The sequence below is a fragment of the Variovorax sp. P4_B11 genome (assembly GCF_056402355.1).
Genome location: NZ_JBFUHO010000013.1, coordinates 57,405 through 78,209 on the forward strand (window position 1 = coordinate 57,405; position 20,805 = coordinate 78,209).

At 65.9% G+C, this 20,805-nt stretch carries 15 protein-coding genes and 4 pseudogenes; 10 read left to right on the top strand and 9 right to left on the bottom strand.

The window, feature by feature from the left end; genetic code table 11:
* Nucleotides 1-24 precede the first annotated feature (24 nt).
* Both AC1DYD_RS14345 and AC1DYD_RS14350 read right to left on the bottom strand, forming a co-directional pair.
* Nucleotides 25-1,242: an acyl-CoA dehydrogenase family protein gene (locus tag AC1DYD_RS14345; RefSeq protein ID WP_478173415.1), complete on the bottom strand. Its 1,218-nt coding sequence runs from the start codon at nucleotides 1,240-1,242 to the stop codon at nucleotides 25-27.
* 68 nt (nucleotides 1,243-1,310) lie between these two features.
* Nucleotides 1,311-2,540, bottom strand: a complete 1,230-nt coding sequence (locus AC1DYD_RS14350) for a CaiB/BaiF CoA transferase family protein (RefSeq protein WP_478173416.1) — start codon at nucleotides 2,538-2,540, stop codon at nucleotides 1,311-1,313.
* A gap of 253 nt (nucleotides 2,541-2,793) precedes the next feature.
* Between AC1DYD_RS14350 and AC1DYD_RS14355 the strand changes: the two genes are divergently transcribed.
* The 5 genes from AC1DYD_RS14355 (at nucleotide 2,794) to AC1DYD_RS14375 (ending at nucleotide 7,117) form a co-directional block, all read left to right on the top strand.
* Nucleotides 2,794-3,447 carry a hydrolase gene (locus AC1DYD_RS14355; RefSeq protein WP_478173417.1) on the top strand — a complete coding sequence of 218 codons (654 nt, stop codon included), beginning with the start codon at nucleotides 2,794-2,796 and terminating at the stop codon, nucleotides 3,445-3,447.
* 55 nt (nucleotides 3,448-3,502) lie between these two features.
* Nucleotides 3,503-3,763 (top strand): DUF1427 family protein, encoded by a 261-nt coding sequence (locus tag AC1DYD_RS14360; protein WP_478173418.1) that lies wholly within the window; start codon nucleotides 3,503-3,505, stop codon nucleotides 3,761-3,763.
* On the top strand, nucleotides 3,756-5,648 hold the full coding sequence (locus AC1DYD_RS14365; protein WP_478173419.1) for an amidohydrolase: 1,893 nt from the start codon (nucleotides 3,756-3,758) through the stop codon (nucleotides 5,646-5,648). The genes AC1DYD_RS14360 and AC1DYD_RS14365 overlap by 8 nt, the downstream gene beginning before the upstream one ends.
* Nucleotides 5,627-6,028 carry a DoxX family protein gene (locus AC1DYD_RS14370; protein WP_478173420.1) on the top strand — a complete coding sequence of 134 codons (402 nt, stop codon included), beginning with the start codon at nucleotides 5,627-5,629 and terminating at the stop codon, nucleotides 6,026-6,028. Before AC1DYD_RS14365 ends, AC1DYD_RS14370 begins: the two co-directional genes overlap by 22 nt.
* A 168-nt stretch (nucleotides 6,029-6,196) precedes the next feature.
* The gene (locus AC1DYD_RS14375) at nucleotides 6,197-7,117 is read left to right on the top strand and encodes an SMP-30/gluconolactonase/LRE family protein (protein WP_478173421.1); all 921 of its coding nucleotides are present in this window, start codon (nucleotides 6,197-6,199) and stop codon (nucleotides 7,115-7,117) included.
* A 10-nt stretch (nucleotides 7,118-7,127) separates the two neighbouring features.
* Here the strand turns inward: AC1DYD_RS14375 and AC1DYD_RS14380 are convergent.
* The 6 genes and pseudogenes from AC1DYD_RS14380 to AC1DYD_RS14405 form a co-directional block, all read right to left on the bottom strand.
* Nucleotides 7,128-7,253, bottom strand: a pseudogene (locus AC1DYD_RS14380) (electron transfer flavoprotein subunit alpha/FixB family protein); the annotation flags it as partial.
* A 1-nt stretch (nucleotide 7,254) separates the two neighbouring features.
* A pseudogene (locus AC1DYD_RS14385) lies at nucleotides 7,255-7,365 on the bottom strand (electron transfer flavoprotein subunit alpha/FixB family protein); the annotation flags it as partial.
* A 216-nt stretch (nucleotides 7,366-7,581) separates the two neighbouring features.
* Nucleotides 7,582-7,650: pseudogene (locus tag AC1DYD_RS14390) on the bottom strand (potassium-transporting ATPase subunit C); the annotation flags it as partial.
* Between the two features lie 3 nt (nucleotides 7,651-7,653).
* A pseudogene (locus AC1DYD_RS14395) lies at nucleotides 7,654-7,983 on the bottom strand (P-type ATPase actuator domain-containing protein); the annotation flags it as partial.
* Nucleotides 7,984-8,152: 169 nt separating this feature from the next.
* Nucleotides 8,153-9,565 (bottom strand): alginate export family protein, encoded by a 1,413-nt coding sequence (locus tag AC1DYD_RS14400; RefSeq protein WP_478173422.1) that lies wholly within the window; start codon nucleotides 9,563-9,565, stop codon nucleotides 8,153-8,155.
* 364 nt (nucleotides 9,566-9,929) lie between these two features.
* Nucleotides 9,930-12,656, bottom strand: coding sequence for a winged helix-turn-helix domain-containing protein (locus tag AC1DYD_RS14405; RefSeq protein WP_478173423.1), 2,727 nt, complete (start codon nucleotides 12,654-12,656; stop codon nucleotides 9,930-9,932).
* A 184-nt stretch (nucleotides 12,657-12,840) separates the two neighbouring features.
* Between AC1DYD_RS14405 and AC1DYD_RS14410 the strand changes: the two genes are divergently transcribed.
* The 5 genes from AC1DYD_RS14410 (at nucleotide 12,841) to AC1DYD_RS14430 (ending at nucleotide 19,764) form a co-directional block, all read left to right on the top strand.
* The gene (locus AC1DYD_RS14410; RefSeq protein ID WP_478173424.1) at nucleotides 12,841-14,088 is read left to right on the top strand and encodes an acyl-CoA dehydrogenase family protein; all 1,248 of its coding nucleotides are present in this window, start codon (nucleotides 12,841-12,843) and stop codon (nucleotides 14,086-14,088) included.
* 50 nt (nucleotides 14,089-14,138) lie between these two features.
* Nucleotides 14,139-15,374 (top strand): thiolase family protein, encoded by a 1,236-nt coding sequence (locus AC1DYD_RS14415; RefSeq protein WP_478173425.1) that lies wholly within the window; start codon nucleotides 14,139-14,141, stop codon nucleotides 15,372-15,374.
* 68 nt (nucleotides 15,375-15,442) lie between these two features.
* Nucleotides 15,443-17,059: an AMP-binding protein gene (locus AC1DYD_RS14420; protein ID WP_478173426.1), complete on the top strand. Its 1,617-nt coding sequence runs from the start codon at nucleotides 15,443-15,445 to the stop codon at nucleotides 17,057-17,059.
* Between the two features lie 46 nt (nucleotides 17,060-17,105).
* Complete coding sequence (locus AC1DYD_RS14425) at nucleotides 17,106-18,224, top strand: saccharopine dehydrogenase family protein (RefSeq protein WP_478173427.1); 1,119 nt, start codon at nucleotides 17,106-17,108, stop codon at nucleotides 18,222-18,224.
* A 52-nt stretch (nucleotides 18,225-18,276) separates the two neighbouring features.
* Nucleotides 18,277-19,764 (top strand): LuxR C-terminal-related transcriptional regulator, encoded by a 1,488-nt coding sequence (locus tag AC1DYD_RS14430; protein ID WP_478173428.1) that lies wholly within the window; start codon nucleotides 18,277-18,279, stop codon nucleotides 19,762-19,764.
* Nucleotides 19,765-19,858: 94 nt separating this feature from the next.
* Here the strand turns inward: AC1DYD_RS14430 and AC1DYD_RS14435 are convergent, their stop codons facing one another.
* Nucleotides 19,859-20,530 carry an MgtC/SapB family protein gene (locus AC1DYD_RS14435; protein ID WP_478173429.1) on the bottom strand — a complete coding sequence of 224 codons (672 nt, stop codon included), beginning with the start codon at nucleotides 20,528-20,530 and terminating at the stop codon, nucleotides 19,859-19,861.
* Between the last annotated feature and the right edge of the window lie 275 nt (nucleotides 20,531-20,805).

The window sequence follows — 20,805 nt, forward strand, 5'->3', positions numbered from 1 at the left end:
GGTTGCTCCTGGGAGATAGGTGAATCAGACGAAGGCGCTGAAGCCGGTGATCGCCTTGCCGACGATCAACGAATTCATCTCGCGCGTGCCCTCGTACGAATAGAGAGCTTCGGAATCGGCCACGAAGCGGCCGATGTGCTGGTCCAGCAGGATGCCGTTGGCCCCGAGGATCTCGCGCGCCCAGCCCACGGTCTCGCGCATGCGCACCGTGCACACGCCCTTGGCCATCGAAGCGTGCTCGTCGCGCAGGATGCCTTCGTCCTGCATCTGCGACAGGCACAGGCACATCGCCTGGGTGGACGTGATGTTGCCGAGCATGCGCGACAGCAGATCCTGCACGAGCTGGAAGCTGCCGATAGGCCGCCCGAACTGATGCCGCCTCTGCGCATAGCGCAGTGCATGCTCATAGGCACCCGTGGCGCAGCCCACCGATTCCCACGCCACCGCGGCACGCGTCTGGCGCAGCACGAGCGCCGTGTCGCGGAAGCTGTTGGCCTTCTGCAGTCGGTTGGCCTCCGGCACGCGGCAATCGGTGAGTGTGATGAGGCCGTTCTGCACGACACGCAGCGCCATCTTGTGCAGGATCTTGTCGACATGGAAGCCGGGCGTCGTCTTGTTCTCGACGATAAAGCCCTTGACCTGGTTGTCGGCCACATCGCGTGCCCAGATGATGGTCAGATCGCCCCAGGTCGCATTGCCAATCCACTTCTTCTGGCCATTGAGCACCCAGGTGTCGCCCTCGCGGCGGCAGGTGGTGGCGAGCCCGCCGGAGGTCCCCGAGCCCACGTCGGGCTCGGTCAAGCCGAAGGATCCGATCTTGTCCATCGCCGCCATCGGAGGCAGCCAGCGTCGCTTCTGCTCCTCAGACCCGCACACGTAGATGGAACCCATCGCCAGCCCCGTGTGCACGCCGAAGAATGTGGAGATCGACGCGTCAACGCGTGCGAGCTCCATCATCATGAAGCCCATCATGGTCGTGCTCTTGCCGGGACACCCGTAGCCTTGGTAGGGCAGACCCGCGATTCCCAGGGTCTTGAACTTGGGGAGCAGCTCGAACGGGAATTCGTCGCGCTCCCAGTAGCCGTTGATGATGGGTTGGACCTCTTCCTCCATGAAGGCGCGCACCTTGAGTCTCAGCGCGTTGTCCTCGGCGGAAAGTGTTCTCGACAGCTTGTAGAAGTCGCCGTCTGCATTGGGCAGTGCGGCGGGAGATGCGCTCTTCAATGAATTGGCGTCGGCCATGGCGTCTTTCCTTTGACAAAGAGGGTTCTAGGGATGTGATGGATGGCGCCGGTCTGCACCGACGCGTCTCATGCTGCCGACTCGTTGCGGACGACGCCTGCTGCAGCAAGCTGTGCCACCTGTTCGGGGGCGTAGCCCAGCTCAACGAGGACCTCGGCGCTGTGCTCGCCCAGGCGCGGCGCCCGAGACGGCACCACCTTGCGCACGCCCGCAACCTGCACGGGGCTGTTGACCGTGTGGGTGGCGCCGATCGAAGGATCACTGACCGGCGCAAGGATCTCGTTCTCCAGCATCTGGGGGTCGCGGATGATCTCTTCGGCGACCTGCACGACGCCATAGATGACGCGTCCTGCGTCCAGGGTCTTCTTCCAATGCGCAAGCGGCTCGGCGCCAAACACGGGATCGAGGATCTCCACCAGCGCAGCGGCGTTGTGGGCACGCGTGGGACCGTCCACGAAACGCGGGTCATCCAACAGTTCCGGCATACCCATCGCCTTGGCAAAGCCGGGCCAGTCCTTTTTCTGAGCTGCCACCAGCAGCAACCATCGGTTGTCGGCGGTGCGGTACGGATTGAGCAGGGCGTTCGGCGGACGCTTGCGGTTGTGCTGGCCAAAGAACTTCGCGCCATGAAGCGCGCCTTCGATCCACGTGGCGGCGGCCCATGCGCCTTCGGCAATCAGCGACGTGCTGACATGGCTGCCCAGCCCGGTCCGCTCGCGGCGGTACAAGCCCGTCACGATGGCCGAGTACAGCGTGCTCGCGGTCGCGTGGTCTCCGATGCCGGGAATGGGCAGTGTGGGCGGGCTGTCCTCGTCGTGCGTCACCTGCATGAGGCCGGTGCGCGCCCAGTACGCGGTGATGTCGAAGCCCGGCTTGTCGGCCTCTGGACCTTTGGAACCGTAGCCTGTGATGTCGGCATACACCAGCCGCGGATTCAGCGGCGCGATGGCCTCGTACGTAAGTCCGAGCTTGGCCTTGACGCTCGGCGGGAAGTTGGTGACCAGCACGTCGGCCCATTGCACCAGCCGAGCGAGAACGTCCCTCGCGCCTGGACTCTTGAGGTCCAGCGCCAGGCTCCGCTTGTTGCGGTTGGTGAGCTGCCAAGCGTAGTTCCAGTCGGAAACCGGATTGGGCGGTGTGGCATAGAAGTAGCGATAGGGATCGCCGGTGTCTGGCGGCTCGACCTTGATCACGTCGGCGCCGAAGTCCGAAAGGATCGTTGTTGCCGCGGGCCCCGCGATATAGCTCGCGAGATCCACGACCTTCAGACCTGAGAAGACATTGAGTTCCTGTGCCATGGGTTCCTTTGCTGTGCATCCATGGCGCCATGGTCGACGCTTGCACGCGGCACCGCATCAGCAAGACGAGGCGCGCTTGCCTCTGTCAGACGAACGAGCAACCTTTGGCCACCCCTGATCTGCTACCTCCGAACGATCCCGGATCGGTTGCGCTCGCCCAGACTTCTCACTGGTTCGCGACAGCGCCTACCGGCCTCCCCTCTTCCCCAGCCCTGGCCCGCAGCCGGCCTCAACTTTCAAAAGGAACAGTCCCATGTCCATCACCGGCAAGCCCACCCCCGGCCCCGCGCTGCTCACACCCAAGGACCATGCGCTCGTCATGATCGACTTCCAATCGCAGATGGCATTCGCCACCAAGTCCATCGACGCGGTCCTGCTGCGCACCAACGCCGGCCTGATCGCCAGGGCCGCGGCGGGATTCAAGGTACCCACCGTGCTGACCACTGTGGCCGAGAAGAGCTTCTCCGGGCCGATGTTCTCGGAGGTCACCGAGCCGTTCCCCGGGCAGAAGCTCGTCGATCGCACGTCGATGAACACCTGGGAGGACGCGAATGTCATCAAGGCGCTGAACGCGATCGGCAAGGACCGACTCGTGTTCGCCGGCTTGTGGACGTCGGTCTGCATCGTCGGCCCGGCGCTGTCGTCGCTGGCGCAGGGCTATGAGGTCTACATCGTGACCGATGCATGCGGCGATGTCTCCGCCGAGGCGCACGAGCGTGCAGTGACACGCATGGTCCAGGCCGGCGCGCGCCCCATGACGTCCCTGCAATACCTCCTGGAGTTGCAGCGCGACTGGGCACGCGCCGAGACCTATGACCTGACCACAGGCATTGCCAAGACGCACGGCGGTGCCTACGGCCTTGGCGTCATCTACGCCAAGACGATGTTCGGCGCGCACGAAGGCTGACGCCACGCCGTGGCGCGTCGAAGACCCCCCGCGGCTTGAGAAGCAGGAACCCCCCATGAAGCCCTACATCGTCTCTCTCGCCGTCGGATTGCTCGTCGGCGTGATCTATGCGCTGTTCAACGTTCGCTCGCCGGCGCCGCCAGTCATCGCCCTGGTCGGCTTGCTCGGCATCCTGTTGGGCGAACAGATCCCGCCGCTCGTCAAGCAGACGCTGAAGATCCAGAAGACGAGCTCGTGGATGGACGATCAGGTCAAGCCGCACATGTTCGGTCAACTGCCCAAATGCAAGTCCGCTGGAGAACCTCATCGTGGCTGAGCCTGCCGTTCCCGACCTCATCCTCCACAACGGCGTCTTCACGACGCTGGACCGCATGAACCCGGTGGCCAATGCGGTCGCCGTCAAGGACGGTCTCTTCATGCGCGTGGGCGACGACTCGGACGTCGTTCCCCTCGCCGGTCCGGGCACGACAGTCATCAATCTCCACGGCCGCCGCGCATTGCCCGGCCTTTGCGACAACCACACCCATATCATCCGTGGCGGGCTGAACTTCAATATGGAGCTGCGCTGGGACGGCGTGCGCAGCCTCGCCGATGCCATGGGCATGCTCAAGCGACAGGTGGCCGTGACACCGCCGCCCCAGTGGGTGCGCGTGGTGGGCGGCTTCACCGAGCACCAGTTCGACGAGCGGCGCCTGCCTACCATCGAGGAACTCAACGCGGTGGCGCCCGACACGCCGGTGTTCATCCTCCACCTCTACGACCGGGCCCTGCTCAATGCGGCCGCGCTGCGCGCCGTGGGCTACACCAGGGACACGCCCGAGCCCCCGGGCGGCGAGATCGTGCGCGACGCCAGCGGCAACCCGACCGGCTTGCTGCTGGCCAAGCCCAATGCCGCAATCCTCTATGCGACGCTAGCCAAAGGCCCCAAGCTGCCGCTGGAGTGGCAGCTCAACTCGACGCGCCACTACATGCGCGAGCTGAACCGCCTCGGCATCACGAGCGCCATCGACGCCGGCGGCGGGTTCCAGAACTACCCGGAAGACTACGCCGTCGTTCAGCAGCTCGCCGACGCCGGTCAACTCACCGTGCGCATCGCCTACAACCTCTTCACGCAGAAGCCGAAGCAGGAGAAGGACGACTTCCTCAAGTGGACGGCGAGCTCGAAATACCAGCAGGGCGACGACTACTTTCGCCACAACGGCGCGGGCGAGATGCTGGTGTTCTCGGCCGCCGACTTCGAGGACTTCCGCCAGCCGCGACCCGACATGAGGCCCGAGATGGAGGGCGAGCTGGAGGAAGTGGTGCGCATCCTGGCGCAGAACCGCTGGCCCTGGCGCTTGCACGCCACCTACGACGAGACCATCACCCGCGCGCTGGATGTGTTCGAGAAGGTGAACCGCGACATTCCTCTGGCGGGCCTGAACTGGTTCTTCGACCATGCCGAGACCATCTCGGAGAAGTCCATCGATCGCATCGCCGCGCTCGGCGGCGGCGTGGCGGTGCAGCACCGCATGGCCTACCAGGGCGAGTACTTCGTCGAGCGCTACGGCGCCGCCGCGGCCCAGGCCATGCCACCGGTGGCGCGCATGATCGCCAAGGGCGTCAACGTGTCGGCGGGCACCGATGCCACGCGCGTGGCATCGTACAACCCGTGGGTGTCACTGGCGTGGCTCGTCACCGGCAAGACCGTGGGCGGCCTGCAGGTGACGCCGCAGCGCAACTGCCTCGATCGCGACACGGCGCTGCGCATGTGGACCGAGAGGGTCGCCTGGTTCTCCAACGAGGTCGGGCAAAAGGGCGTGATCAAGGAGGGTCTGCTCGCGGACCTCACGGTGCCGGACCGAGACTTCTTCGCCTGCGCGGAGAGCGAGATCGCCGACACCACGGCGCTGCTCACCGTGGTGGGCGGCAATGTGGTCTACAGCGCCGGTGAGTTCAGCGCCTGGGACGAAGGCGTGTCGCCGCCGCCGATGCCCGACTGGTCGCCGGTGCGCCGCTTCGGTGGCTACGGCGCCTGGGGCGAGAAGGAAGGTGCGCCCATGCAGGCTGCGCTGCGCCGCAAGGCGATGGCCGCATGCGCGTGCAGCAGTGCCTGCGCGGTGCACGAACACGACCACCTCGCTGCCGCAAGCCGCTCGATTCCCGCGGCCGATCTGAAGTCCTTCTGGGGAGCACTGGGATGCGCATGCTGGGCAGCGTGACGGTCCGGTGGCTGGCCTTGCTCGCGCTGTGCGCGGCCTACCTGCAGGGCGGCTTGAACAAGGCCTTCGATTTCGCAGGCGCGGTCGCGGAGCTGCAGCATTTCGGCGTCGCGCCCGCCGCGCCGCTGGCCGTGCTCACCATCGGGGTCGAGATCGGCGCATCGCTGCTCATCCTGACCGGAATCTACCGCTGGGCGGGTGCACTGATGCTCGGCGGCTTCACCCTGTTCGCCACCTTCGTCGCCAACCGCTTCTGGGAGATGGCGCCACCGGAGCGCTTCATGGCCGCAAATGCCTTCTTCGAGCACATCGGGCTGATCGGCGGCTTCGTCCTCGTGGCCTGGCACGACCTGAGGCAGCGGGAGGCGCAGCGGACGTGAACCGGACCCTGGTCACAGGCAGCGTGCGCCCCGGCTCAACGTTGAGCAGCCTGCGGTGTTGCGTTGAGCGCTCAGAGGCGGGGCCCCCACACGGGGGATATGAGCATCTCTGGTCCGTCAGCAAAGTTGCTCCCGTTGCTTGCGATCATTTGAAAGGAAACCAAAGCCATGTCGCTGACCAAACCGATCACGATCGGCCGACTCTTTCTCCTCGACCTCGGGGGCGGACGGGTTTTGACTGCAAATCCCGATGGCTCCAATCTCACGACGATCGTCGAGGAAGGCAGAAGGCTGCCGGACGGCCTGGCCGTGGACGTCGAGGCGGGCCATCTCTACTGGACCAACATGGGAAATCCCAAGGCGAACGACGGCACAATTTTGCGTTCCGACCACGACGGCAGGAACCTGACCACCATCGTTGCACCTGGCGGCACGTTCACGCCCAAGCAGATCCAGATCGAAAAGAAGTCCGGAAAGCTCTATTGGTGCGACCGCGAAGGCATGCGCGTGATGCGAGCGAACCTCGACGGCTCAAGCATCGAGACACTGGTCGACACGAGCGGAGGCGATCCACGACCGGGGCCTGATCCCACCAAGTGGTGCGTGGGCATTGCCGTCGACGTGGAACGGGGAGCGTTCTATTGGACCCAGAAAGGCGATGACAACGCGGGGCAAGGACGCATCTTGCGTGCCCATGTCGACATGCCACACGGGCAGACGGCGGCGACCCGGCAAGACATCGAAGTACTGTACGAGGCCTTGCCCGAGCCGATCGATCTGGACATCGACCCGGACACGCGCATCTTGTATTGGACCGACCGTGGCGACCCGCCCAACGGCAACACGGTCAACCGTGCGCCGCTCGATTCGCCGGCAGGCAAGCGCGCCGCGCCCGAGATCGTGTTCGATCACCTGATGGAGGGCATCGGCCTCGCGCTGGACCCCAAGGGCGGCCGGATGTTCATCACTGATTTCGGAGGGTCGCTGTACAGCGCCAACCTCGACGGGTCGAACCGCAAGACCTTGCAGTTCGCGCTGGGCAACCTGACCGGCGTCGCGTATGCCGAGCTGCCTGTCCAGCGCCGGTAACGAGCTGCCCTCACCCCAGTTCGGCGACCAGTGCCGGCACGACCGTGAACAGGCCGCCCCCCAGGCCGTAGTCGGCAACGCCGAAGATCGGCGCCTCCGGGTCCTTGTTGATCGCGACGATCACCTTGGAATCCTTCTTGCGCGTTGTGGCCCGCGACAAGCACATGCACGTCGCCGCCAATCTTCTGCGCTGCTGCCACCGCGTTTCGCGTTGCTGGCTTGATCGATGCGTTGTCGTGTTCGGCAATGACTTCACGCCCGCGCTGCGCTTCGGCGGCTCGGCGACCTTCAGCGTCTTCAGGCGCGTGCCGACGAAACATCAACTCAGACCGTTCGCGGCACGAACGCGCAACCGGCATGCAGGCCGGATGTGCGCCGACCTGGATCGCATTCTTTGAAACGGGGGATGTGTGCGCCATCACCCGACCGGGGGACGTGGGGAATGGCGCACGCAGGCTGCCTGCAGCTTGATCGGGAAAAGCGAACTGTGCAGCGCCCGTCGTGACCATCGGGTAGGCAACGCCGGTGACCACTCAGGTCTCGCCGGGGTTGACCGTGATTCTGACGACGATCCAGTTCGACAGCACGCGGGTGCCGCCGGTGACCGCGGAGAAATCGCCACCGCTCTCGCGGATGACGGGCGCCGATACGCCGGTGATGGCACTTTCGTCGACGCTGGCCACACCCTCGATGACCTCGCCGTCGGCGGGGATCACGTCGTCGGCGGTGACCAGCACCACGTCGCCCTTGCGCAGTTCGCTGCCCAGTGCAGCGAACCAGCGCGCGCCGTGCCTGGGCTCGGTGAGCTTCTTGGCCACGGTGTCCTCCTTCATGCCGCGCAACGTGGCAGCCTGGACCTCGGTGCGGCGGCCGAACTTCAGCCGCCTCTCCATCACACGTGCGATGTATCGGCCCATCGGGAGGGCCAGCAGCAGCAGCAACAGCACCGCGCTGTAGACGACCAGAACAGGCCATGCGTGTGAAGTCATGACAGCTTCTCCAGGTTCAGCAGCGCCATCGCAAGCGCGGCACCGATCAAAATCTGTACTGCAGCCACGTCGCAAAGAACTCGCCTGAACGACCGCCTGCTTGCCGGGTTACGCTGCCAGGCTCGAAATGGACGTAGGTTGCGGCGACGGTGAGGCGCGGCGTCGCCGACCACTCGATCGAAGCGATCACCTGCTGGCCGATATAGCGACTTTCCGTTCCCGCTGTACCCTTCACTGGGGACAAGGGCGGCGCGTAGAACGCATCGGCCTTCGTTTGCTTCCAGAGCGGATTCCAGCCAAGGTTGACCTCCACGGTCGGCGCCAACGCCAGGGTCAGGTTCGGCTGAAGATCGAGGAGATTCGACGGGGCCACGAGATTGGCCTCCGAGAAATAGGGAAGCTTCGGAAACAGCGAATTGAAGGTGCCGAGAGTTGCGTCATGCAGGTTCTTGTCGCCACTGAACGCGTCGGCCTTCAGACCCAGGCGTGGCTTCCAGGTCCGGTCGGAGAAGGTATAGCCGGTATCGGACGAGAGAGCCCACGCACGGATGTTGGAGCTGCCGAAGGTCCCGAACTGGAAGACTCCTTCGACGTTCCAGTCGAAGTTGGCGCGACTTCCGAACAGGCGCGTGCCGACGGTTTGTCGGTGCTCGTTCGCGACACCTTGTGCAAAGCGGGCATCCTGATGATTGAATCCCAGGTAATAGAGGTCGGCCTTCAGGCCCGCGACGGCGGGCACATCGGTGGTGGCATAGACGCCCCAGAGATCCTGCGTCGGGTCGCCTCGATCGTCGAAACTCCAGGTCTGAGGCGCGACCGGCTGTGCCGCGAAGGCGTCGACCCGCAGATCCTTCGATTCGATCCATGTGGCGCGGACGCCGTCAAAGGAACGCCTGACGTTCGGACTCTCCCTGACGGAGACGAGTCGCGACGAGCCGAAGCTCATCTCCTGGCGGCCGGCCCGCACCGAGAGCTCTCCTTCGCTCACAGGTAGCCGCACCTCGCCGAACCCCTGCAGGATGTCGAGCGTGTCCTTCTGCGTGGGGGGTGGCGAGCCGCTCCATCCGGGCGCATAGCCGCTGACGAACTCCACGAATGTCCGAAAGTTGGGGCCGAAGTGGACGTCGGCGAACAGGAAGGCCCGATTCAGGAAGTAGTCGTTGCGCGGCGGCGGAGCGAGGCCGAAGACGGGCTCTCGCGAGTACTCGTAGCGTTCGCGCAGTTCTCCGCCGAGGGTCATGTACCAGGACCCCTCTTCGTTCAGCGCTATCCACTTGACAGGGTCCAGGAAGCTCGTGCGCATGGACGGATCGCGCAGGGCGGTCCAGTCCTCATCGAAGCGAAAGGCCTTGAAGCCCGGCCGCTCGACGCTGCTTTGAGCCATCGCCATTTGACTCGCGCAAAGCAGCGAAACCAGCAGCAGGTGTCCGAGGCCGATACTCACCGGGGTCTTTCCCATGACAGCTCTCTATTCGAGTTCCTGTGCGATGGGTTCCTTTGACTGCGCATCCATGGCGCCATGATCGACGCCTGCGTGAGGCACTGCATCAGCAAGACGAGGCGCGCTTGCCTCTGTCAGACGAACGAGCGACCTTTGGCCATCCCCGATCTGCAAACGACTGACTCCTGAAACTTGGCCCGGGCTCAAGCATGGGAAATCATTGCCATGTCCGCCAGTCCAAGAAGGTCAATGGCTTGCTCCGTCATTGGAGGGATCGATCGTGTGCTGTTCGCTGGACGTCAGCCCCTGCCCGGTCGTCGGCGTCGTCCATGGCCTTGCCATCAAGTCTGTGAGCCGCGCACGAGTCAGGTTAGAGGTGAGCTCAGAGGAGACCGAACGTCCGTGCCTTGGTCAGCGCACCGGAGCGGTTCTTGACGCCGAGCTTGCCGTAGACGTTGTGAAGATGCCACTTGAGTGTCCCCTCCGAGATGAAGATGGCCTCGGCGATCTCCTTGTTGCTGAGGCCCGATTCCAGGCGCTTGAGGATGGCCACTTCGCGCCGGGTGAGTTCTTCCGCGGCGATGGCGCCCGGAGATTCGACTGTCCCTTGCCCTTCGTCCCTGCGCATCGACTGCTGCAGTTGGCGCGCCAGCGGCCCGGCCTCCGAGCCGCGCAGCCGCTCCGGCTCCAGCCGCTCGACCAGCGGGCGCAGTTCATCCGCCTCGTCGAGGAACACGCGCAGGTAGTGCCGGGGCGCACCGATGGAAAGGGCCTGCTGCAGGTCCGTCAATGCGCCGGCCCATTCACCGTCCTGGCGACGCGCCAGCGCGCGCAGCAGCAGCAGCTCGACCCAGCGGTGCGCCAGCCCGCGCTCCTGGCAATACGCGATCGCCTCGTCGAGCGCCCGCGCGACCTGTCCGGGCGACTGCTGCAGCAGGAAGCGCGAGGCGGCCCGGAAGGCCTTGTCGGCGACCAGGCCCGGGATGGTGTTCCCGTGCGGCAATTCGCCGAAGCCGAAGCGAGCGGCGACCACCCGTGCCTCGTCGTGGCGGCCGACGCGGGCCAGGCCGCTGCATTCCTCGGCCGCGAGCGCCAAGGTCACGCGCCGGAGCCCGCGGCGCGCGCCCAGTTCCTGGCCCTCGCGCAGGATGACCAGGGCGCTGCCCTCGTCATGGCGCAGGCGCTGCAGGCGCGCGTGCGTCAGGTAGGCGACGATCACGGCGTCGGCGGGCCCGTACTCGGCGACGCTGCTCATGGCGCGATCCATGTGCTCCACGGCAGCGCCTATTTCATCGAACTCGTAGGCGATGCCGGCCAGCAGCGTGTGCAGCAAGCTGGCATGCGCAGGATGGCCGAGCAGCCTGTGATCGACCAGTTCGAGCCCGCCGGTGCAGGCGCGCCGGGCCTCGATGTAGCTGCCACGCTTGAGAAGCAGCACGGCTTCCACGTAGGCGGTCCAGGCGAGCGCGTAGTAGCCCTCGCCCTGCTCCAGCCATCGGCGCGTCTCGCTGATCGTGTCCAGTCCCTTGTCGATCTCGCCGACCGTCTTGTGGCCAAAGGCCCGGACGTTGCCCATCACGCCCTTCTGCAGCAGCGGCGCGTCCGGCCAGCGCGCCAGCCAGGCTGCAGCCAGTTCGCCGCCGCGCTTTCCTTCGTCGCGCAGGGCCAGCGACATCGCGGCTTGCAGTTCGACCGCGCAGCGTAGTTCGTCGACCAGGCGGGCGTCGGCCTCAGGCTGGGCTTCCAGCCCCTGCAATTGGCGCTCCAGGCGATGGACCTGGGCCTCGTATTCCTGATGTCGCGGGTAGAAGGAGAGCGCGAAGGCGTACTGGATACGGATCACCGGGTAGCGGTCGACCCATGCTTCGGGCAGCGCGTTCATCCAGCGCAGGAGGGTCTGGTGATAGCCATGGCGGAACACGAGCTCCTCCACGCAGGCGGCGACCCAGGGCGCCGCCTGCTCCCAGTCCTGGGCCCGGATCGCACAGCCGACGGCCTCCTCGATCAGGCCGTTGGCGTGCAGCCAGCGCGCGCCGCGCGCAAGGCATTCCCGGGCCTGCGCCGGCGCACTGCGCCGGAAGCGCTCGCGAAAGAACTCGCCCACCAGGTGATGGAAGCGCACCCATTCGCCGGCGCGGTCCAGCGGGATCAGGAACAGGTGGCGCGCGCGCAGCTCGCGAAGCAAGGCCTCGGCGTCGTCGACGCCGCTCGCCGCCTGCGCGAGCGGCACGTTGACCCGGTCGAACTGCGAGATCGCGAAGACGAAGGCGCGGGTGCGCTCGTCCAGACAAGACAGCACCACTTCGCCCAGGTAGTCGACCACGCTGCTGTCGGTGCCCGCGAACTGCTCGATGAAATCGGCCGGGTCGCCCGCGTCGTGCAACGCCAGCGCGGCCAGTTCGAGGGCGGCCGGCCAGCCCTCGGTCTTGGCGAGCAATTGCTGCAGCTCGGCCGGCGGCAACGCATGCCCGAGGCGGCTGCGGCAGAACTGCGCCACCTCCTCGATGTCGAACTGCATTTGCCGGATGTCCACCTCGAACAGCTGGCGCCGCACGCGCAGCGCGCCCAGGCGAAGTCGGGGTTCCTCACGGGTGCCGATGACGAACTGCACGGTCCGGGGCGCGTATTTCACCAGCCAGTCCACGATTTCCATCACCTCGGGCTGCTCCACGACAAACTGCAGATCGTCCAGGAAGAGCACGATCCGCCCCTGGACCCGTGCCAAGTCGCCCGCGAGGCTTTCCAGCAGGGGCTTGGCGCCGCTCGTGAAGTCGCGCGAAAGGTGCCCGGCGACCGTCTGGCCGATGCGCGCGTCCGCCATCTGCAGCGCGGCGACCAGGTGGCGCATGAAGCGCACCTTGTCGCCGTCGTCCTTGTCGATCGAAAGCCAGGCACAGGGCACCGATCGCTCGACCAGCCGCGCGTGCCAGCCCGCCATCAGCGTCGACTTGCCATAGCCGGCCGGGGCCGCCACCACCACCACCGGGCAGCGCCCGTCCAGCACCTCGCTGCATGCGTCGAGGCGCGGACGCGCCAGCGGACTCGCCGTGGCGACGGCGGGGTAGAGCTTGGCTTCGAGGATGGGCACCTCGAGCTTCCTGTGGGTCATGTCGGCGGCCTGTCTCCGTGCCTGTCTTCCGCCTGATGCTACCCGTGGGGATCGATGGTGGCGAGAGCCTCCGGCCGCGCTCGAACCTATCCAAGTCCTCACTTTCGATAGGGGACGTTTCAGCGCCCGGAAACCAGACTTGGCTCCATCGCGGCCAACCGCATTCACCCCAAGGAGACGAAAAATGGCATACGACGGTATCCGGGTCCAGTTGGAACCGATGGGCCTGGAACCCAGGCAGGGCGAAACCGAGACCACGATCCTGACCGGCGTGCGGCGCTTTGCCGAGAAGATGATGCGCCCGGTCGGCCGCAAGCTCGACGCCTTGCACGATCCCAACCAGGTGATTGCGCCGGAGTCGCCGCTGTGGGGATTGCTGGGCGAGTTCCAGGGCCTGGGCCTGACGGTGGAAGCTATCTTCAGCCTCCCGCCCGAGGAGCGCGGCCGCATCATGTCCTCGGCCTTCGAGGAACTGGGCTGGGGCGACGGCGGCCTGGCCATCGTGCTGGCCGCGTCGACGGTGCCCTGGATCGTGATGCACATGATGGGCCGGCAGGACCTGCTGGAAAAGTACCCCGAGGACCGCGTCGGCTGCTGGGGCATCACCGAGCCCGACCACGGCTCCGACATCCTCGACTTCGGCCGCCAGGTGGCCCACCCCGGGTCCAGCTACGGCAAGCCGAACTGCATCGTTCGCGTCGAGGGCGACGAGCTCGTGATCCAGGGGCAGAAGTCGGCCTGGGTCTCCAACGGGCCGATCGCCCGGCTCTGCTGCCTGTATGCCGCGCTGGACGACGGCTCGGGCGACGACAAGCAGTGCGTGGTGCTGGTGCCGCTGGACCGCCCCGGGGTCTCGCGCGGCAAGGTGCTCGACAAGCTGGGCCAGCGGCCGCTGCCGCAGGGCGAGATCTTCTTCGACGGCGTGCGCGTCCCGCTCGACCACATGCTCGCCAGGCCCGGCAACGAGTACGCCCAGGCCATCTACGGCGTCCTGACCGAGGCCAACTCGATCATGAGCTCGATCTGGACCGGGGCGGCGCGCGCCGCCTACGAGCACGCGCTGGACTATGTCCACACCCGCAAGCAGGGCGGCGTGCCGATCATCCAGCACCAGAACGTGCGCTATCGGCTCTTCCACATGTTCCGCAAGGTGGAGGCGGCGCGCGCCATGTCGCGGCGCGTGATGTTCTACAACCACACCATGCCGGTGGGCGCGCTGCAGGGTTCGATCGCCGCAAAGATCACCGGCACCCAGGCCGCCTTCGAGGTCGCTTCCGACGCGATCCAGCTCTTCGGCGGCAACGGCGTGACGCGCGAGTACCCGGTCGAGAAGTTGCTGCGCGATGCGCGCTCCGCACTGATCGAGGACGGCTGCAACGAGATGCTGGCGATCAAGGGCGGCAGCTTTCTCGCCGACCCGAGCCGCCTGTAAGGCGCCGCCGCAGCGAACCACGCTCTCGATCCACACAGCAGGAGATTTCCATGCGAATGAACGCATACGTCGCCGGTGTCGGCATGACGCGCTTCGGCAAGTTCCTCGACCGCGGACTCAAGTCGCTGGCGGCCGAGGCCATCGAGGAGGCGCTGAAAGACGCCGGCATCCAGGCCTCGGATCTGCAGGCCGCCTACATGGGCAACGGCGCCGCGGGCGTCACCACCGGCCAGGTGCTGATCCCGGGCGAGGCCGTGCTGCGCGGCATGGGCATCGGGCGCATCCCGGTGGTCAATGTCGAGAATGCGTGCGCCACGTCCGCCACGGCCTTCCAGCAGGCGGCGCAGATGATCACGCTCGGCCTGTACGACGTGGTCCTGGTCTGCGGCTTCGAGAAGCTCTACAACGAGGACAAGCGCAAGACCTTCTCGGTCTTCCAGGGTGCGGTGGACCTCGAGGCGATCGACCAGGTGCTGGGCGATCTGGAAAGGAACATGCGGGCGACGGGGGCTCGGACAGACCTGGACGGCGCCGGCTCCAGGCGCTCGCTCTTCATGGACATCTACGCGAGCATGGCGCGCTCCTACATGCAGCGCACCGGCGCGACCGCGCGCCACTTCGCGATGGTGTCGGCCAAGAACTCGGTGCACGGCAGCCTGAATCCGAAGGCGCAGTACCAGGACAAGGTGAGCATCGAAGACGTGCTGTCGGCGCCCATGATCTCCGACCCGATGACCTTGCTGATGTGTTCGCCGATCGGCGACGGGGCTGCGGCCCTCGTGCTGGTCTCGGAGAAAAAGGCGAAGCAACTGGGCCTGAAGGACCGCGTGCGGGTGCTCTCCTCGGTGCTGGCCACCGGCTTCGACTACGAGGAAGGCGCGCAGACCGTTCCGGAATACGCCGCGGGGCTGGCCTACGAGGCCGCGAGCGTCGGCCCGGCCGATCTCGACGTGGTCGAGCTGCACGACGCCTCGGCGCCGGCCGAGCTCATCTACTACGAATACTTGGGCCTCGCGAAGAAGGACGAGGGCGTGGCCCTGATCGAGAGCGGCGCCACTGCGCTGGGCGGCCGTGTCCCGGTCAACCCCTCCGGCGGCCTGCTGCGCAAGGGCCATCCCATCGGCGCCTCGGGCGCGGGCCAGATCGTCGAGCTGGTGGACCAGCTGCGCGGCCGCTGCGGCCCCCGCCAGGTGGCCGGCGCACGCACGGCGATGGCCGAGAACGGCGGCGGCTTCATCGGCAAGGACGTGGCCGCCATCGTCATCTCCGTCCTGCAGAAGGAGTGAGGCATGAGCACCGCACCGAACCGCTCCAAGCAAGCTCGCACCGCAGTGCGAAGCACGGAGCTTACCCAATGAGCACGACCGACTCTGGACTGACGTTCGCCGGGCTGATCGCCAACCGTGCCCCTTCGAACCCCGACCTGGACGTTCTCACCTTCGAAGGCGGCGGCCAGCGCCCCGACGAGGTCCGCACCTATGGGCAGCTGTGGGACCGCGGATGCCGACTCGGCGCCGGACTGCGCGAGCTGGGCCTGCGGCAGGGCGAACGCTTCGGCCTGGTGATGGCCAACCATGCCGAGTTCGTCGAGGCCATGGTCGCCGCGGGGGCCACCGGCGCCGTGTTCGTGCCCGTCGATCCGCGCACCAAGGGCGACCGGCTGGCCTACATGCTCGAGACAGCGAACTGCGTGGGCGTCATCGCCGCCGACTACGCGCTGCCGGGTCTGGCCGCAGTCCGTGACCGGCTGCCGCAGCTGAGATGGGTGGTGGGCCTGGCCACCGACGAGGGCCGAGCCACGCCCGAGCAGCTGAAGGCGCACGGCATCGTGCCGTACGCCCGGCTGCTGGCCATGTCGACCGAAGGCTTCGCGGCCGCGGCGATCGACCCCGAATCGCCGATGCAGCTGATCTACACCTCGGGCACCACCGGCGACCCCAAGGGCATCGTGATGACCCACAAGCGCTATTGCGACACCGCCCTGGTGGCCTCGCGCCTGTTCGGCTATCGCGCCGACGATCGTCCCTATTCGGGCCTGTCGCTGACGCACGCCAATGCCCAGCTGGTCACGCTCGGCGCATCGCTCGCGGCCGGCCTGCGATGCGTGATGTCGCGCCGCTTCACCAAGTCGAGGCTGTGGGACATCACCCGCCGCTACGGCTGCACCAGCTTCAGCCTGCTGGGCGGCATGACCACCGCAGTCTATGCAGAGGCGCCGAAGCCGGACGACCGCGACAACCCGGTGCGCTTCGTCGTCTCGGCCGGCATGCCGCAGGCGATCTGGCCGGATTTCGAGCGGCGCTTCGACCTGCAGATCCTCGAGTTCTACGGCGCGGCCGAAGGCGGACTCACCGTCAAGCCGATCGGCGTCGGGCCCGAGGGCAGCATCGGCAAGACCATCCCCTCGCTGCGGCACCGCATCGTCGACGACAACGACAAGGATGTGGCGCCAGGCCAGCCGGGCGAGCTGCTGTTCCGCCATGCCGACGGCGCGCCCTTCCAGGTCGAGTACTGGAACAACCCGGAGGCCTCGGCGAAGAAGACCGCGGACGGCTGGTTGCGCATGGGCGACGTGGTGACCGAAGACGCCGAGGGCTGGCTCTTCTTCCAGTACCGCAAGGGCGGCGGCATCCGATGCAACGGCGATTTCATCAACTCCGCCTTCGTGGAAAAGGCGATCGCCGAATGTCCCGAGGTCGACGACGTCTATGTCTACGGCGTGCCTGCAAGCTCCGGCGTGCCGGGCGAGAAGGACCCCGTTGCCGCGGTGGTGCCGAAGGACCGCGCCAGCTTCGACGCGCAGGCGCTGTTCCGGACCTGCCGCCAGCGGCTCGAGGCCAACTTCGTCCCGCGCTACATCCAGGTCCTCGACCAGATTCCCAAGACGGCTTCCGAGAAGCCCCAGGAGCGCTTCCTGATCGAGCGCTTCGAGACGCAGCCGGCCAGCGTCTTCACCGAGCAGCGCGGCTAGCGCCTTCACCCCTCTTCCCTTCGACAACCCCCAAGGAGACTTCATCATGAGCAACACCAACTATCAGGTCGTCGTCTACGGCGCCAGCGGCTACACCGGCAAGCTGACCGTCTGGAAGCTCGCCGAGCGCGGCATCCCCTTCATCGCGGCCGGGCGCAATGCGGAGCGGCTGAAGATGGAGCTGGACAAGGTCCCCGAGCTCAAGGGTGCCGACTACCAGTGCGTCGAAGTGGCCCACGAGCGCAAGGCCCTGGCCGCCCTGTTCGCAGGCAAGAAGGTCGTGATCAACATCGTCGGCCCCTTCATGCAGCTGGGCTTGCCGGTGGTCCAGGCCTGCCTGGATGCAGGCTGCCACTACTTCGACACCACCGGCGAGATGGACTGGGTGCAGATGCTCAAGCACGAGTTTGGCCCCCGGTTCAAGGAAAAGGGGCTTGCGCTGTGCCCGGCCAACTCCTACATGTGGGCCGAGGGAAACATCGCCGCCGAGATCGCGCTGGAGACGCCGGGCATCGACACGCTGGATATCGCCTACCTCGGTGACTCGCCGGTGAGCGAGGCCTCGACCGCCTCCTTCCTGCGCATGTGCACGAACCCGCAGCACTACCTGCAGAACAGGCAGTTGGTCATGTGGCCCTACGCGACCAACTACACCGTCACCGTGCCCGGCGAGGTCAAGGTCTTCAATGCGCTGCCCTGGAGCGGCGGCGGCGAGCCGCTGTGGTACCAGGACGATGCCCGCGTGCGCAACTGCAGTGTGCTGGTCTCCTTCAGAAACCAGCGGCTCTTTGCCGGCGTGTTCGAGCTGCTGCAGAAGTTCGAGGCCGAATGCCGTCAACTGCCTCAGGCCGAGCGAGAGGCGACCACCAATGCGTGGGGCGCGGGCATCACCACCTCCGAGCCGTCCCGCGAGGACCCGCAACTCAATCGCTGCGTGCTGGCCTGCCACGGCCGCGGCAACACGGCCGCGATCGAAGTCGTCATCCGGGGCAATTCGCCCTACGCGCAGACCGGCGTGTTCGGTGCGGAAGCGGCACGTCGCGTGCTCCGAGGGCAACTGCTGGCCACGGGCTTCGTGTCGCCAGTCCAGGCCTTCGGTGCCCGCCAGCTGCTCGCCTCGCAGGCCGAGGAAGGGTATCTGAGTTGGGAGGTGCGCAATGCATGAGTTCGCACCGGCGGCCGGAAGGCCGGCGCTTGTCTGAAAAGAGGATGCGTCAATGACCTTCAACCCTGCCAGCAGCAGACCAGTGAGCGCACTGGTCTGTCGAGCGTGGTCGGCGCTTGCGGACACGAGGGTCGACGACGGGCTGTCTGCGCTCAGCGCCATCGAAAAGCTGCTCCGCGCGGCCGTCGTTGAGGCCCCTCCTTCACTCGCGCTCGAAATCGACTTGTTGCATGCCACTCTGGCGGCACTGAACGATGACGCGGAGTCTGCGCAGGACCTGGTCGAACAAGCGCTAGCGAGGCATCAATCCGGAGTGGACCATCCGGCAGCGTCAATTTTGCTGCGTCACGGCCATTGGAAGGCACGACGTATCGATGCGTTCTGCGAAATGGCGCGCCCGCCGCACCAGAAAGTCACCAAGCGTCGGGAAGCGCTATCGACCATTCATCATTTCTCGATGGAGGCTGCTTTCGAATTCGAGCAGTTGCGCCTGGTCAGCGCCCAACGGCTTGCTGTCGAGGCGCTTGACTTGTCTGCAAGAGCTTTCGGACCCGGCTTCTCGGGATCGCGTCTCGCTGCCGCGCTCAACGCTCGAATCTTGTACGAACAGAACGACTTCAACGCCGCCGACCAGCTGATCCGCGATCGACTCATGCTGAGCGGATCGCAGGGAGGAATCGAAGGCGCACTCATTGCCTACATCGTCGGGGCCAGGGTCGCCGCGGCGCGGCAGCAAACACCTTTTGCCGTGCTCATGCTTCGCGAAGCCGAAATTCTCGCCGAGGAACGCGGATGGTCACGCCTCGTCGCCGCCAGTCTCGCCGAGCGCGTGCGCCTTCTCGTCGCCGATGGGCAACTCAAGGAAGCCGACTTTTGCGCGAGGCGACTGGCCGAGGCGGCAGCCAATTCAACGATTGCGGCGAACGCCCAGCTTCTCTCTCGCCAATCGGCCATCGCGGATGCATACCTGGCCCTCGCCAAAGGGCCCTCAACGCATGCTGCGGCAACCCTGCGCTCGCTGGTGTCGGCAAGCATGCTTCGCCGCGAGCGCTACCTTGCCGTGGAATTGACGCTGTTGCTCGCGTGCGTCCTGCACGGTCTCGGTGAACTCGATGAGGCTTCGATCGAACTCACGCGCGCCATCGAACTCGGCGCAGCAGGCGGCTTGTATCGGACATTCTTGGATGGCGGCGAGCCGGTCCGTCAGCTTCTCGCCTCGATGTACGATCGAAGTGCGGCTGACGGCGGCATCCTCGCCGAACTGCGACCCTATGTGCGCGCCCTGTTGACCGGATTTCCCGGGCGCGCCGAAACCACCAAGGGTGCACGAAACAGGCACAGGTCGGGTGAATCGCTTTCGCCACGCGAACGTCACATCGTCTCGCTGATGAGTCATGGCTTGTCAAACAAGCGCATCGCGAAACAGCTCGGCATCGCTCCGGAGACAGTCAAGTCGCATGCCAAGCACATTCTTCAAAAGCTCGCGGCTCAAACTCGCGTCGAGGCCGTATCACGCTCACTGAGCCTGGGCATCATCTAGTGCGTGCGCAGGTCGCGCCGCGGTATCTTGCGCACAGTGCGTGCGGCCCCGGTTTCTAGCTCCTTGGGCGACTGCCGGCTAGCGCCATTCCCGGTCAGGCGCGACTCGAATGCGTGACGGAAAAACTCTCGATCTCCGAAATCTTCGGCAACTCGAGTGCAATCCTTCCAAGGGCGTTGGCACGCGCCACCGAATCCGCAATGATCAAGCACTGCAACTCGAATCCAGTCTTGCCGTAGGCGATCTTGATGCTGTCCGGTGGAATGCTGAGACCCCGCTCGGCCAGGAAGTGATGTATTTCTTCGGTACGGAGTTCGTATCCTTCACGGAACCTCAGCGTCGCTGCAATGGCGCCATGCGCCGGGAGCCTGTGTTCGAGTCTCGGGATCACGGCCATGCACAGCACGAACAGAAGCGCGAGTCCGAGCGCCGGGAGATAGAACCCGACGCCAACCAGAATCCCGATCGCCGAGGTGCCCCAGATCGACGCGGCCGTTGTCAGTCCACGCACGTTGAGACCGCTCTGGACGATGATGCCCGCGCCCAGGAAACCGATGCCCGTCAGAATGCTGCCGATCACGCGCGTCGGATCTCCTCCAGCAGCTTCGTGTGAGCTCCCCCAGTACCAAAGCGAAGGATATCCGGCCAACAGCGTGACGGCACAGGAAGTCGTGCAGACCAGACAGTAGACCTGGGTCCCTGCCGCACGGCCGCTGAAATACCGTTCATAGCCCACGAACCAGCCAAGCACCAGTGCAAGGCTCATATGGGCCACCATCGAGACTGCGGGACCGGAATTCGACAACATACGAAATAGGCGCAGTCTCTCCATTGAAGCCGCGACGCGGCATCCCCCGATTGGGTGACGCACCCGCGCCGAGGTGTCTGGTGCCCCGTACGGGGGATAGGTCCACCGCGCCCGCGCGGGCAGACTAGACATGCAAAGACGTGGCGATCGGCGATCAGCGCGTTGGCCGACCCTTGCCGCACATGCTGCATGGGGAAGCGGGAGCCTTCCCCGGCAAGGGCGACGATGTCTTT